The sequence below is a fragment of the Streptomyces platensis genome (genome assembly GCF_008704855.1).
Lineage (GTDB): Bacteria > Actinomycetota > Actinomycetes > Streptomycetales > Streptomycetaceae > Streptomyces > Streptomyces platensis.
On the sequence record NZ_CP023691.1, the window covers coordinates 972,852 to 986,484 of the forward strand.

Below are 13,633 nucleotides of genomic sequence, written 5' to 3' on the forward strand. Positions count from 1 at the left end.
GGCGGCACGAACCTGCAGCACGGCCTGGTGGATAGCGTCGGCGATGTTCACTCCGACGGAATACGACAGCCACCGGCCGCTGCGGAGAGCCCGTCGAGGGAGGCGTGGGTGCCACGAGCAAGGTGGCCGAGTCCCTCGCGACAAAGGCGAACGCTCCGAAGGTGACCCGTATCCGACGCCATGCGCGAGATGGGCATAGCCATAGCCCGCATCGACTACCACCGACTCACCCAAATCAAACGACGTCTTGCTCACGTCCAGCCTTGAGCCTGTCGAGTCAAACAGCAGCACCTTAAATCCCCATGAAGGGGAAGTGGATTCGATTGATTCCATCCTCAAGGCTTGAAATCGCGGCAGCGATACGAGAAACATTGCAGCAAATTTCGCAATTCGGACGCCATCTCGCCCGGTGCGTAACTCGAAGTAACCCGCACCGCCACCAGATCGCAAGCCCTGTCGCCGACAGGGGGTGCTCGCAACCCAATAAATCAGATCAAGACAATCGATGCCATGTGCACCGATCTCGCTGGAAGTTGCTGGCGCGAGATCATTCCGTAAGCAAGGATGGTCACTGAAAGGATTCATTCAGCCACGCGCCGATTTATGGAGTCTTGATGCGAGAAGACGAAATGCTGGTCACTTCGATGAAGAGAGGCGTGGACCTGCCGTACGCAGCCCTGGCATTAGAGGCGGCGAAGGAGGGCGCCAGGGCCATTGATGAGCACGCGGCGGAATTTCTCCAGTCGGTTGCCAGCAAGGGAGCCCGCTACGACCTTGTGACTCGCGCTGACAGAGAAGCAGAGCGCGCGATCATCAGCCACCTCTCGGACCAAAGCCCGAGCGACGGAATCCTCGCCGAAGAGACCGGCGCGCGGGAAGGGACCTCTGGGCTGCGTTGGGTGATCGACCCCATCGACGGGACCACGAACTTCGTGCACGGGCGACGCGACTTCGCCGTCTCGGTCGGCCTTGAGTCACGCGACGGGATATTCGCGGGTGCCGTGGTTCGTCCTGCTCACGGAGACTGGGCAGCCGCCGAAGGAGGCCTGATCTACTCCAGCCTCGAACGCCCGATGACCGTCTCCTCGGTCAAGGTGAACGAAGCCCTGGTCGCAGTCGGCCTGTGCCACGATGCCACCGCCCGGGCATTCACCTTGCAGCAGATCGTGCCGGCCCTGGTCTCTCACGTACAGGACTGGCGCTGGGTGGGATCCGCCGCCTGCGACCTCTTCTCGGTAGCCGACGGCTCGCTGGACGGCTATGTCGGAATCAATCTCAGCATCTGGGATATCGCGGCCGGTATCGCTCTTGTGAAGGCCGCGGGCGGCCATTGCGAAACCGTTCGGGCCGGGCAGGTCGACGCCTTTCTCGCGGGTTCTCCCGAAGTCGTCACCGGGCTGAAGCGCGCCCTCGCCACCCTGTGACCTCCAGAAAAACGATGCAGAGAGGAAATCCCATGGCGCAGCTGCTCAGCGAGATCAGCTCCCCGAAAGACCTAGACAATCTGTCCGAAGGGGAGTTAGAACGCCTCGCCTCAGAGGTACGCACGTTCCTCATCGAGCACGTCTCACAGACTGGTGGTCACCTCGGCCCCAACCTCGGCGTGGTGGAACTCACCCTGGCGCTGCACCGGGTCTTCGATTCCCCCAAGGACTCCATCGTCTGGGACACGGGACACCAGTCCTACGTCCACAAAATTGTCACAGGCCGCCGGGACAGGTTTTCCACCCTCCGTAAGAAGGGCGGCTTGTCGGGCTACCCCTCGCAGGCCGAGTCCGCACACGATCTGGTCGAGAACTCCCACGCCTCCACGGCCCTTGCCTACGCCGACGGGTTGTCCAAGGCGTACGCGCTGCGCGGCGAGGTCGACCGGTGCACGGTGGCAGTCATCGGAGACGGTGCCTTGACGGGTGGAATGGCGTGGGAGGCTTTCAACAACATCGCAGCGGCAGGCAACTCCAGGCCCCTAGTGATCGTCGTCAACGACAACGGCCGCTCCTACTCGCCCACGGTCGGAGGGCTGGCCCGGCACCTCTCGTCGCTGCGGACCCTGCCGGCGTACGAACGCTTCCTGGCGGCCGGTAAGGAGATCCTCGAAAATACGCCCGTCGTCGGCTCCCCGGTCTACGAGACCCTCCACGGCGTCAAGCAGGGGCTCAAGGACATCGTGGCACCGCAGGCACTCTTTGAGGACCTCGGCATCAAGTACGTCGGGCCGATAGACGGACACAACATCGCCGAGCTGGAGAACTCCCTGCGTCTTGCCAAGGGATTCGGAAGTCCCGTCATCGTCCACTGCATCACGGAGAAGGGACGCGGAGCCCCGCCGAACGAGACGAAGCCGAACGTTTCCACGCAGTGGGAAGGATCGACTCCCGCACCGGCGAAGCGTCGTCGGACGGTTCCCAGTCCTGGACCTCCGTATTTTCTGCGGAAATCGCCGAAATCGGCGCGGAGAACCCCAACGTCACCGCCATCACTGCGGCCATGCAAGGGCCAGTCGGACTGAGTGAGTTCGGCAATCGCCACCCTGACCGGTTCTTCGACGTCGGCATCGCAGAACAGCACGCAGTCACCTCGGCGGCCGGCATGGCGATGGCCGGCCTGCATCCCGTCGTCGCCCTCTACTCGACCTTCCTGAACCGGGCCTTCGACCAACTCCTCATGGACGTCGCCCTGCACCAGTGCGGTGTGACGTTCGTACTGGACCGGGCCGGAATCACAGGCAGTGACGGTGCGAGCCACAACGGCATGTGGGACCTGTCCCTGCTCAACATGGTTCCCGGCCTGCGCGTGGCCGTTCCCCGGGACGCCGACACGCTCCGCGAGGAACTCCGCGAGGCCGTCGACGTCACCGACGCGCCGACAGCCCTACGCTTCCCCAAGGGAGCCGTCGAGCCCGCCGTACCCGCGCTCGAACGCAGGCACGGCGTCGACGTACTGTACGAATCCGGACACCAGGACGTACTGATTGTCGGCGTGGGCGCTATGGCAGGCCCCTGCGTGCGGGTGGCGCACCGGCTCTCCGACGACGGAGTCAACGCCACGGTGATCGACCCCAGGTGGGTCAAGCCGGTTCCGGAGGGGCTCATTCGCCTGGCTCGCGGATACCGTCACATCGTCACCGTGGAGGACAGCGGACGCATGGGAGGCGTGGGCGCAGCCGTAACACAGGCACTGCGTGATGCCGGTTTCGCTGCTCCGGTCCACGTGATCGGCATTCCTCAACAGTTCCTCGACCACGGCTCACGCAGTGAGCTTCTCGCGGAACTGGAACTCACCGAGGATGCCCTGCACAAGGCGATCCATGACCGCGTCGACTTCGCCCTGGGCGAAAACGGATCCTTTCACCAAGGGGTGGGAACTCCGAGCACCGCATTGCCAATTACTGAAAATGCCTAACAAACTATGCCATTCGATGCCTTCGATAGCCTGCCGGTGTAGGGACCGTTGAGCGGCTGGTGCCGGATCAAGGCCATGTAGTGCTACGTAAAGCGTGTTGCAGAACTGCGCAACGGGCATTTCCCCCGTATGTGCGGGGAGTTGAGGGCTGAGCCGCTGTGGGTGGAGAAGTTCACGGTCTGCGGATGCGGCAGCTCGCGCCACCATTCGGCTGTTCACCGGCAACCGTGTGTCGAGTCATACAGCGGCTGAGTCCACTCCTCGCCCTTGAGCCGGCAATCGTCCTGCGCTCTGAATTCCGCCAGCTCCTGGCCCAGCTGGTCGTCACGGTGCACGATGCCGGAGGCGCCGGCAGCACGTGGGTCAGTCGTCTTGCAGTGAGCGCAGAAGGCGTGCTCGTGTGTCAGACCTTCTGTCTCCTTCGGCTGTGTCGTCCTGCTCCGGGGTGGCGTGAGTAATGGTCTCTTCGGATGTGGTGTCGGCGTTGGCCAGCAGTGCCTCGTCGATCATCTTGCTGGAGCGGATGACGACGGACTGCGCCGGCTCTTGGGGCCAGACGGTAATGAGGTAGTCCTCGACCGGCTCGTCACTGACTCCGTCCGGGTTGATCGAGCGCCCCGATGCGTGGACGCGCATTCGGTACCAGCCGGGTCCGTGAGGGTTGAGCACGGGGAGGGCGTCGGGCGTGATGTCGTAACCGGAGTTGATGCGCAGGTCGCCCGCGGTCGATCGCACGCTGATCTCTACGACCTCTTCCCACTCGGTCGCCTCAACGGGCGGTGCGGCATCAAGGCAGTGGGCCTCTACTCGCACGGGGCCGGTGTTGATGCCGGTGAGGATCCATGCTCCGTGGTCCATCGGAGCGGCGAGGCCGTTCGACCATCGCACCGTTTCCATGGGCACTTCGGCGTCGTCCGAGACGCCGAAGATGCCTTCGTTGACGAACATGACAGACGATGTGGTCACGTGTACGACGCTACCCGGGGAACAAGCCTGGAGCGGGCGCAGCTGGCAGGCAGGCGGCGATGTTGTACGGAAGATCCGCACCTCAGGCGGGCGTGAAGCCGCCGCAGTGGTGTTTGAACGCCCGGTGACGCAGTGGTGTGCCGCAGGCACGGGCGCGCGGCGCACCATGGATGGTACGAGGTTTCGGAAGACCGGGAAGGTTAGGGGCATGGCTTCTCACCACTAAACTATCCCTGGTGATCGGGTACCGGGCCGTGGCCACGGCCCGGGAGGGCAGCTCGGGGAGGACCCACGGATGGCCAGGAAGACGGCGGCGCAGCCGGACGCGGTGGCGTCGATCATCGAGGACTGGCGGCGGGAGCGGCCCGAGCTGGACACCTCACCGCTGGAGGTGCTGGCGCGGCTGCACCGTACGTTCCTGCGCTACAGCGCGCGGCTCACGGCATCGGTGGAGGCGCACGGGCTGTCGGTGGCCGGGTTCGATGTGCTGACGGCGCTGCGCAGGGCGGGCAGCCCGTTCCGCCGTACGGCGGGGCAGTTGGCGGACTCGGGGCTGATCTCGTCGGCAGGGGTGACGCTGCGCATCGACCGGCTGGAGAAGGACGGGCTGATCGTGCGGGAGCGGGACGCGGAGGACCGCCGGGTGGTGCGGTCGCGGCTGACGGAGGAGGGGCGGGCGAAGATCGACGCGCTGTTCGCGGAGCATCTGGAGAACGAGCGGCGGATGCTGGCCGGTCTCTCCCCCGCCGAGTGCCGTCAGCTGGCGCGCTTGCTGTCGAAGCTGGAGCGGTCGATCACGGAGGCGGAGGCCGGGGGCGACGGCTGACCGGCGGGCGACGGGCCGGAACCCGTCGCCCGCCGCCGGTCAGCTCGTCACGGACTGGGACTCGGCACCCGCGCGGAACAGGCGCCGCAGCCGCACCACCCCCAGGTCGTGCTGGTAGAGGTTCTCCTGCTGGTCGGCGTCGGCCGGGAGGGCCTCCAGCATGGCCCGGTCCTGCTCCAGGACGTCCCAGTGCCGTTGCTCGATCAGCGTCCGGTAGAGGAAGCGCCACGTGTCGCGCTGCCAGCCCCGAACGCGGCGGTAGCGCCAGAAGAAGACCCCGCAGCGTCGCTCGTCCACGGGGCAGACCATGCCGACGATCCCGAACGGGCCGCCGGGCCCGGCCGACAGGGGATACGGGATCTCCAGGTCCACCCAGTCGACGCCGGTGCGGCACAGTTCCACCCAGTCGAAGTTCACGCCCCGCTGGTCGGTCTTCTCGAAGAAGTAGCCGCGGTCGGTCTCGCGGATCCGGAACTTGGCGGTGGTGTCCCCGTCGTACATGGAGTGCGACTCGTGGTGCAGGAACGCTCCGTGCATCGGGTCGAGGAGGTTCTCGACGGCGTAGCGCCAGGGCACGTTCCACTCGGCGTAGCACAGGAACGCGTCGGTTCCGGGGTCGGTGAGCGGCTCGGGAAGGGTCAGCTCGGCCGGTTCGGGGTGCTGCTCGTCACCGAAGTACGCCAGGATCGCGCCGCCCACCTCCCGTACGGGCAGAGAGGTGACGAGTTTCCTGCCTTCCAGGTTGCAGCCCGGCAGCCCGGGGACGGCGCTCACGGTGCCGTCGGTGGCGACCTCGACGCCGTGGTACCAGCAGGCCACCCGGTCGCCGAGGTGGATGCCGAGGGAGAGCGGTGCACTGCGGTGCGGGCAGCGGTCGGCGAGCATGGCGAGGGTGCCGTCGGAGCGGCGGAACAGCAGCCACGGCTCACCGAGCGCGGTGACCTTGCGCATCGCGCCGGGCGCGACGAAGGAGGAGGGGACGACAGGGTGCCACTGGTTACGCAGGCCGGTGGCGTAGATGTGCTCGACGGTGGCTTGACGGGACAGGGGCATGTCAGGCTCCCAGGCGGTGTATCTCGGTGCGGAAGGATTCCTCGGTCCACGGGGTGCCGTCGGGGGCGTGGACCTGACGGGAGTTCAGCCCCCGTACGACGTCGGTGAGTTCATGGCCGTCCTTGGTGAAGACCTCTTCGAGGGTGGCGGCCAGCTTGTACTCGTAAGGGGTGGGGTCGTGCGTACGGGACTGGTGGACGTCCAGGTACGGCCAGGTGGTGTCGGTCATGGGTGCCTCCAGGGGTCACAGGTCGAGGACGAGGCGGCCGGAGGCACAGCGCGAGACGCAGATCATCATGGTGGCGTTCGCGGTGTGCTCGGCCTCACTGAGCAGGAAGTCGCGGTGGTCGGGGGTGCCGTCGAGTACGCGGGTCTCGCAGGAGCCGCAGATCCCGTCGCGGCAGGAGCTGTCGACGCTCAGCCCCGCGTCCTCGGCGGCCTGGAGGATCGAGGTGTCGGCGCCGACGGTGAGAGTGCGGCCGGAGCGGCGGCATTCGACCTCGAAGGCGGTCCGGTCGCCGGTGCGGGCGACGGCGGGGGCGGCGAAGCGTTCCAGGCGCAGCTGTCCGGCGGGGCAGCTTTCCTCGACGGCGGTGAGCAGGGGTTCGGGGCCGCAGCAGTAGACGAGGGTGCCCGCGGGCAGGCCGGCGAGGGCCTTGTCGAGGTCGATCGGGCCGTCCTCGTCCTGCGGGATGGTCGTCACGTCGCCGGCGAGGGCCGCCAGTTCTCCGGTGAACGCCATCGAGGTGCGGGTGCGGCCCCCGTAGACCATGCGCCAGGGGGTGCCGCGCCGGGTGGCCGCCCGGGCCATGGCGAGGAGCGGGGTGATGCCGATGCCGCCGGCGAGGAAGAGGTAGCCGGTGGCCTCCTCCAGCGCGAAGTGGTTGCGCGGGCCGGTGACGGTGAGCGTCTGACCGGGGCGGAGCCGGGTGTGGATGTGGCGCGAACCGCCGCGGGAGGCGGGCGCGTCGAGGACGGCGATGCGGTAGGTGTCCGTGGCGTCCGGGTCGCCGCAGAGGCTGTACTGGCGGATCTGCCCGCCCACGTGGACGTCGAGGTGCGCGCCGGGTTCCCAGGCGGGCAGGGGTTTGCCGTCGGGCCGGGTGAGCTCGACCGAGAGGACGTGGTCGGCCTCCCAGGTCATGCGGTGCACCCGTAGGTCGAGGCGGGATTCTGGAGCGGTCATGGTGGCGGCCTCCCTACGGGGTGGGGATCTTCACGGGTGGGGTGAACGGGGTCTTCATCGGCCCGAGCGCCGCCAGGTCGACTTCGACGAGGGTCGGCCCGTCGGCGGCGATGGCCTCGGTGATCACCGGCTCGGCGTGCTCGGCGGCGGCGATCCGCAGGTACGGCAGCCCGCAGGCGCGGGCCAGCAGCGCGAAGTCGGGCGTGGTCAGGTCGACGCCGGAGCGCCGGTCGCGGTGGGCGTCCTGCATGTTGCGCAGTACGCCGTAGCCGCCGTCGTTGAAGACGAGCAGGGTGAGGCGGGGGCGTTCCTGGGCAAGGGTGAGGAGTTCGCCGAGGTGCACGGCGAGACCGCCGTCGCCGGCGAGTACGACGGTGGGGGTGTGCGGGCGGGCGAGTGCGGCGCCGATGCCCATGGCGAGGCCCTGGCCGATGCCGCCGCCGCGTGGGAAGACGTTGTCGCGCGGGTCGTAGATCTCCAGCAGCCGGTTGCCCCAGCTGCTGGCGGGGATGGTGACGTCCCGGGCGATGACCGCCTGCCGGGGCAGGGCGGCGCGGAGCGCGTCGCAGAGCGCGGCCTGAGGGCCGATGGCGTCGTGCAGGGCTGCGCGGACCTCTTCACGGGTGGCGGTGATGCGCCCGGTCCAGCCGGGTTCGGCGGGCCGTGCGTGCGGCAGCAGCCGCTCCAGTACGGCGGTGGCGTCGCCGTGCAGGGTGTGCCGGGCCGGGTAGCTGCGGCCGAGGGCGGCGGCGTCGAGGTCGATCTGCAGGTGGGTGTCGGGGAGGCCGAGGTCGTAGTCGGCGGTCTCGTTGGAGCGGAAGTGGGTGCCGATGCTGAGGAGGAGGTCCGCGTCGGCGAGCAGGGCGCGCGCGGCCGGAGTGGTGGCGAAGTTGCCCAGGACCTGGGGGTGGTCCTCGGGAACCGCGCCGCGGCCGGAGTTGGAGGTGAGCAGGCCCGCGCCGGTGGCGGCGAGCAGCTCGGTGAGGGGGCCGCGGGCCCGGGTGGCGCCGCCGCCCGCCCAGATCAGCGGGCGCCGCGCGGCGGCCAGCAGCGCGCCGGCGGCCGCGAGTTCGCCCTCGTCGGGAGCGGGGGGCGGCGGCGTGGCACAGGGCTCGGCGGGGTCGTCATGGGCCGCGTACTGGAGGTCGATCGGCCATTCCACGCTCGCCGGACCGCCGGGCGTGGTGCGCGCGGCGCGGGCGGCCGTGCGCAGGATGCGGCCGGCCGCCCCGGCGGACGGCACCGTGGCCGCGTAGGCGGACACCGCCGTCAGCATGCCCAGTTGGTCCTTGGTCTCGTGGATGAAGCCGCGTCCGCTGCCCAGGAACCGTGACTCCACCTGTCCGGTGACGTGCAGGACGGCCGTACCGGACGACAGGGCCTCGATGAGCGAGCCGGCGGCGTTGCCGGCGCCGGTGCCGGTTGAGGTGAGGGCGCAGCCGAGGGTGCCGCGGGCCCGTCCATAGGCGTCGGCGGCGTTCACCGCGGATGCCTCGTGGCGGACGGGGACGAAGCGGAGCTCCCGGTCGACGGCCTCGACCAGCGGCAGGTTGTGCACGCTGACGATGCCGAAGACGGTGTCGATACCGAGCTCACGCAGGACGGCGACGAGGAGATCGCCTCCGGTGTCGTGACGCATGGATGCGCTCCTCAGAGAATGCCGCGGCCGACTCCGCCGCAGACGTCGATGCTGGTGCCGGTGATGTAGGAGGCGCGCGGTGAGAGCAGCGCGACGATCGGGTAGGCGACCTCCTCGGCGCGGCCGAGCCGGCCGAGAGCGATGCCCCGGTCGGCGGCCAGCTCCGCCTGCCAGTCCTCGTAGGTCATGCCGGAGTCCGCGGCCGCGTGGCGGCGGGCCCACTGGCCGGTGTCGATCAGGCCGAGGCAGACGGAGTTGACGCGGATGCCGTCCGGGGCGAGGACGGCCGCCAGGGACGTGGCGAGGTTGAGGAGGCCGGCGCGGGCGGCGCTGGTGGTGATCAGGCGCGGTTCGGGCTGTTTGGCGAGGACCGCGTTGACGGTGACGATGCTCGCCGCGTCCGAGGCCTTCAGGTACGGGCGGGCCGCGTCGAGGGGGTGGAGGACGCCGGAGAACTTCAGCTCCAGCTCGTCGCGCCAGTCCTCGGCGGTCGCCTCGTCGAGGCCCTTCATACGGGACTGCCCGGCGTTGTTGACGAGCCCGTCGAGGCCGCCGAAGGTCTCGGCGGTGCGCCGGGCGAAGGCGTGGACGGCGCCCGCGTCGCGGATGTCGCACACGCCGGTCAGCAGCCGGTCGCTGTCGAGGTCGGCGGCCGCCCTGGCGAGCCGGCCGGCGTCCCTCCCGCAGGTGGCGACGCGGGCGCCCTCGGCGAGCAGGGCGCGGACCGTGGCCAGGCCGACACCCGAGCTGCCGCCGGTGACCCAGATGGTGCGGTCGGCGAGGCCCAGATCCATAACTCGTTGCTCCAGTCGCTCAGTTCATGGTGAAGCCGCCGTTGACGGCGATGGTCTGTCCAGTGAGGTAGCGGGAAGCGTCGCTCAGCAAAAAGGAGACGAGGCCGGTGAGGTCGTCGGGCTGCTGGGGTCGGGAGATCGCCCGGTTCAGCCGGTAGAGGTCGTGCCGCCCGGCGGGCACGGTCTCGGTCGCCTCGCATTCGGTGAGGCCGGGCGCCACCGCGTTCACGGTGATGCCGCGCTCGCCCAGCTCCCGGGCCATGGCCCGGGTGAGCGCGATGACCGCGCCCTTGGAGGCGATGTAGTGGGCGAGCCGCGGGGAGCCGTACAAGGCGGCGTCCGAGGCGATGTTGATGATCCGGCCGGGGGTGGTGAACAGCGGGTGGAGGGTCTTCGACACGAGCCAGGGGCCGCGGGCGTTGACGGTCATCAGCCGGTCCCAGGCCTCGATTCCAAGGTCCCAGAACTCCTTGCCGCCGACGCCGTTGGCGAGTGCGGCGTTGTTGACCAGGCCGTACAGCCGGCCACCGGTCCGTACCGCATCGGCCAGGCGGTCGACGGACCGCGGGTCGGCGACATCGCACGGTACGAAGCGGGCGTCGAGGCCGTCGGCGCGCAGCTCCGCCGTCGCCCGCTCGCCCCGCTCGGCGTCCAGTTCGGCGACCACGACCCGGAAGCCGTCCGCGCCGGCCCGGCGGGCCATGGCCAGTCCCAGGCCACGGCCTGCGCCGGTGACGACGACGGTGCGGGCGCCACCGGGGGCGTCAGTCACGGGTGACACCGTGCATCGGGGAGTACGCGGGGTAGGACGGCACCTGCGGCTTGCGGGTGCCGATGACGACGCAGAACAAGGCGTCGGTGTCGCCCTCGTTCTTCAGTGAGCGGGTGACACCGGCCGGCACGACGATCATGTCGCGGTAGCCGAGCGTGCGGTACTCGGCCTCGTCAGGGCCGCGGTGGATGCCGACCCGGACCCGGCCCTCCAGGACGAAGAAGGCCTCTTCGACGTCGTGGTGGGTATGGGCCGGCCCCTCGGCGCCGGGCGGCAGCAGCATGTTGGAGAAGGTGAAGCCGCCGGAGGGGAGGATGCGGCGGTCGCCGTCGTGGTTGCCGGTGGCGCCGGAGCCGACGTAGCGGATCTGGCCGCGCCGGTACTGCGGGCCCGCCTTCTCCTGGAAGGAGAGCGTGTCGAAGTCGGCGACGCGGGAGTCCTTGGTGGCGATGAGGGAGTCGGTGTACGCGGCGAGGTCGTCGCCGTTGTCGTAGGCGGTCGTGGTCAGAGGCATGACGGGCCTTTCGGTTGCTCGGTGACGATGTCGAGGTGGGCGCGGACCCACGCGTTGAAGTGCGCGGGCTGTTCCTGATTGGCCAGGTGGCCGGCGTCCTTGACGATCACGTAGGCGGCTTTGTGCAGGGCCCCGGCGAGAGCCTGGGAGGCCTCGATGCCGGTGACCCGGTCCTGGTCGCCGCAGAGGACGAGGGCGGGGACGGTGAGGTCCGCCAGCTCGCCGCGGAGGTCCGCCGAGGCCATGGATGCGGCGGCGTAGGCGTAGCCGGGCAGACGGACGGCGGTGGCCATGGTGTCGATGACGTGCCGGACGAGGGCGGGCGGCGCGTGCGGTGAGACGAGCCGGGGGCCGCGCCGCTCGGCGAAGGCGGTGGGGCCCAGCCCGGCCAGCTCCTCGGCCCGGGCCCGCATGGCGTCGGCCTTCGCCGGGTCCGTCCCCGACCCCGGGCCGGAGTCGGCGACGATCAGCGAGTCGACGAGACCGGGGTGGCGGGCGGCGAGCCGCAGCGCGATCACACCGCCCCAGGACACGCCTAGGACGTGCGCGGAAGCGCCGTGGGAGCGGATCAGCGCGGCGGCGGTGTCCGCATATCCGTCGAGGTCCAACGGCCCCGGCGGGTCGGGCGACATGGCGTATCCGGGCGCGTCCCAGGCCACCACCCGGGCGTGTGCGGAGAGCTCGGCGAGCTGCGGGGCGAAGGCCGCCGACGAGGAGCCGATGCCGTGCAGGCACAGCAGCAGCGGCCCGCGGTCGCCGGCCTGCACCGTGTGGACCGGGGCGCTCACAGGATCTGTCCCGTCCGTCCGGCGAGCACGCTCAGCGAGCGCAGCACCGCGTGCGGCACGACCTGGCTGGTGGCGGGGTTGCCCGGGTCCGGAAGGTGGGAGACCTCGAAGCGGTAGGAGCCGTGTGCGCCGGATGCCTCGATGACGTGGCGGGTGTGGTGCGCGGCGGGGTCGGCGACGACCCGGACCCGGACCGCGTCCAGGTCACCGACGGCGAGTGCGACCGAGGCGGCCACGTTCGTGGAGCGGGGGAACCGCGCCGGGACCTCGCGGGCGGTGCCGGACAGCACCTCGACCGGGCCGGTGGCGGTCCGCATCCGGGTGAGCAACGCGTCGCCCATCCAGGGCTGTTCGAGGGTGGCAGGCAGCTTGGTGGTGGTCAGCAGGACGTGGTCCAGGGGCCCGAGGGAGCGTACGGCCTGGAGGAGGTCCAGACCGCCGACCGCGCCGCCGGTGAAGTAGACCCGGCCCGGCCCGGTGGTGCGCAGCCGCTGCGACAGTTCCTCGTCGGTGAGGGCGCCGGTCGAGGCGATCAGCAGGTCCGCCCCGGAGGCAAGGACCCGCTCGCCCCAAGCCCGGACCACGCCCTGTCCCGCGGCCTCCACGATCAGATCGCAGCGCTCCAGGGCCTCCTCGAAGGAGACCTGCGGTGCGGGCGCGGCCTCGCCCAGCGGACGGTTGTCGACCAGGCACAGCAGCTCGGCGCCGGGCACCTGCTGCCGGACGAGGGCGGTGCCGACGACGCGGCCGATGGCACCCCAGCCGATGAGTCCTACCTTCCGGGCCGTCATGCGCGCACTCCTTCGGGGGAGCCCGCCATGTGGCGGCGGATCTCGGCGGACGGCGGGCCCGCCGTGCCCCACAGGTCGGACAGTTCAGGGGTCCGCCGCCACACCTTGGCGATCCAGCGGTCCTCCACGACCTGTGCGACCTCGGAGGTGTACTCGCACACGAGCCCGGTCGGGTCGGTGAAGTAGGAGAAGGTGTTGTTGCCGGGGCCGTGCCGGCCGGGCCCCCACCGCGGGGTGATGCCGTGGTGCCTGAGGCGCCCCAGTCCCCGCATGAAGTGGTCGACCGAACTCATCTCGTACGCCACGTGGTTGAGGGAGACCCATTCGGCCTGGTTGAAGGCGATGCAGTGGTGGTCGGCGTTGCAGCGCAGGAACGCCATCTGATGCTCGGACCAGTCGGAGACGCGCAGGCCGAGCACGTCACGGTAGAAGGCGACGGAGGCGTCGATGTCGGTGGTGTTGAGGACCGCATGGGTGACGCCGACGGGGACGGCGGCGTCACGGCCGCGCGGGGCGACCGCCCAGGTTTCGGCGGACAGCTCGACCAGGCGTCCTTCGTGGTCGTGGAAGCGCAGGCCGTAGCCGCCGCCGGCCTGGTCGAGCGGGCCGGGCCCGGACACCGGCCGGATGCCGCGCGCGGCGAGCCGGCGGGCGGCCTCGTCGGCCTCCGCGGGGGTGTCGAGGGCGAACGAGAGCCGGCCGAGGCCGGTCCGGTCGGAGCGGGTGAGCTGAAGTGCGTGATGTTCGTCGCCGGTGCCGCGCAGCCAGCTCGCGCCGCCGTCGGCCTCGACGGTCTCCAGGCCCCAGGCCTCCTGGTAGAAGTCGGTGGCCTCGGCGAAGTGCGGGGTGAGCAGTTCGACGGAGCGCAGGGCGCGCAGTCGGGCGATCGGGGGGTGGGGCAT

At 70.0% G+C, this 13,633-nt stretch carries 13 protein-coding genes and 2 pseudogenes; 4 read left to right on the forward strand and 11 right to left on the reverse strand.

The features are described from left to right. Positions 1 to 614 precede the first annotated feature (614 nt). From CP981_RS04295 to CP981_RS39340, 3 genes and pseudogenes are all read left to right on the forward strand, one after another. Positions 615 to 1,424, forward strand: coding sequence for an inositol monophosphatase family protein (locus CP981_RS04295; protein WP_085923437.1), 810 nt, complete (start codon positions 615 to 617; stop codon positions 1,422 to 1,424). A gap of 32 nt (positions 1,425 to 1,456) precedes the next feature. Then, positions 1,457 to 3,282: pseudogene (gene dxs, locus CP981_RS04300) on the forward strand (1-deoxy-D-xylulose-5-phosphate synthase); the annotation flags it as partial. A gap of 299 nt (positions 3,283 to 3,581) precedes the next feature. Beyond that, a pseudogene (locus tag CP981_RS39340) lies at positions 3,582 to 3,681 on the forward strand (helix-turn-helix domain-containing protein); the annotation flags it as partial. A gap of 84 nt (positions 3,682 to 3,765) precedes the next feature. Here CP981_RS39340 and CP981_RS04310 read toward each other — a convergent pair. Then, positions 3,766 to 4,368 (reverse strand): hypothetical protein, encoded by a 603-nt coding sequence (locus CP981_RS04310; protein WP_143658837.1) that lies wholly within the window; start codon positions 4,366 to 4,368, stop codon positions 3,766 to 3,768. A gap of 295 nt (positions 4,369 to 4,663) precedes the next feature. Here CP981_RS04310 and CP981_RS04315 point away from each other — a divergent pair, with 295 nt between their 5' ends. Continuing rightward, entirely contained in the window at positions 4,664 to 5,194 is a 531-nt protein-coding gene (locus tag CP981_RS04315) for a MarR family winged helix-turn-helix transcriptional regulator (RefSeq protein WP_085923438.1), read from the forward strand. Between the two features lie 39 nt (positions 5,195 to 5,233). Here CP981_RS04315 and CP981_RS04320 read toward each other — a convergent pair whose 3' ends face one another. The 10 genes from CP981_RS04320 to CP981_RS04365 are packed head-to-tail and all read right to left on the reverse strand — an operon-like array spanning position 5,234 to position 13,633. Beyond that, a complete protein-coding gene (locus CP981_RS04320) occupies positions 5,234 to 6,247 on the reverse strand; it encodes an aromatic ring-hydroxylating oxygenase subunit alpha (RefSeq protein WP_085923439.1) in 1,014 nt (337 codons plus the stop codon). Position 6,248: 1 nt separating this feature from the next. After that, complete coding sequence (locus CP981_RS04325) at positions 6,249 to 6,476, reverse strand: recombinase-like helix-turn-helix domain-containing protein (RefSeq protein ID WP_085923440.1); 228 nt, start codon at positions 6,474 to 6,476, stop codon at positions 6,249 to 6,251. A 15-nt stretch (positions 6,477 to 6,491) separates the two neighbouring features. Beyond that, complete coding sequence (locus CP981_RS04330) at positions 6,492 to 7,433, reverse strand: PDR/VanB family oxidoreductase (RefSeq protein ID WP_085923441.1); 942 nt, start codon at positions 7,431 to 7,433, stop codon at positions 6,492 to 6,494. A 13-nt stretch (positions 7,434 to 7,446) separates the two neighbouring features. Next, the gene (locus tag CP981_RS04335) at positions 7,447 to 9,072 is read right to left on the reverse strand and encodes a thiamine pyrophosphate-binding protein (protein WP_085923442.1); all 1,626 of its coding nucleotides are present in this window, start codon (positions 9,070 to 9,072) and stop codon (positions 7,447 to 7,449) included. An 11-nt stretch (positions 9,073 to 9,083) separates the two neighbouring features. Next, on the reverse strand, positions 9,084 to 9,866 hold the full coding sequence (locus CP981_RS04340) for an SDR family oxidoreductase (RefSeq protein ID WP_085923443.1): 783 nt from the start codon (positions 9,864 to 9,866) through the stop codon (positions 9,084 to 9,086). 19 nt (positions 9,867 to 9,885) lie between these two features. Then, a complete protein-coding gene (locus CP981_RS04345; protein ID WP_085923444.1) occupies positions 9,886 to 10,638 on the reverse strand; it encodes an SDR family oxidoreductase in 753 nt (250 codons plus the stop codon). Next, entirely contained in the window at positions 10,631 to 11,152 is a 522-nt protein-coding gene (locus CP981_RS04350; protein WP_085923445.1) for a cupin domain-containing protein, read from the reverse strand. Before CP981_RS04350 ends, CP981_RS04345 begins: the two co-directional genes overlap by 8 nt. Further along, positions 11,143 to 11,940 (reverse strand): alpha/beta fold hydrolase, encoded by a 798-nt coding sequence (locus CP981_RS04355; protein WP_085923446.1) that lies wholly within the window; start codon positions 11,938 to 11,940, stop codon positions 11,143 to 11,145. The genes CP981_RS04350 and CP981_RS04355 overlap by 10 nt, the downstream gene beginning before the upstream one ends. Further along, entirely contained in the window at positions 11,937 to 12,731 is a 795-nt protein-coding gene (locus tag CP981_RS04360; protein ID WP_085923447.1) for an aspartate dehydrogenase domain-containing protein, read from the reverse strand. Before CP981_RS04360 ends, CP981_RS04355 begins: the two co-directional genes overlap by 4 nt. Further along, complete coding sequence (locus CP981_RS04365; RefSeq protein ID WP_085923448.1) at positions 12,728 to 13,633, reverse strand: VOC family protein; 906 nt, start codon at positions 13,631 to 13,633, stop codon at positions 12,728 to 12,730. The genes CP981_RS04360 and CP981_RS04365 overlap by 4 nt, the downstream gene beginning before the upstream one ends.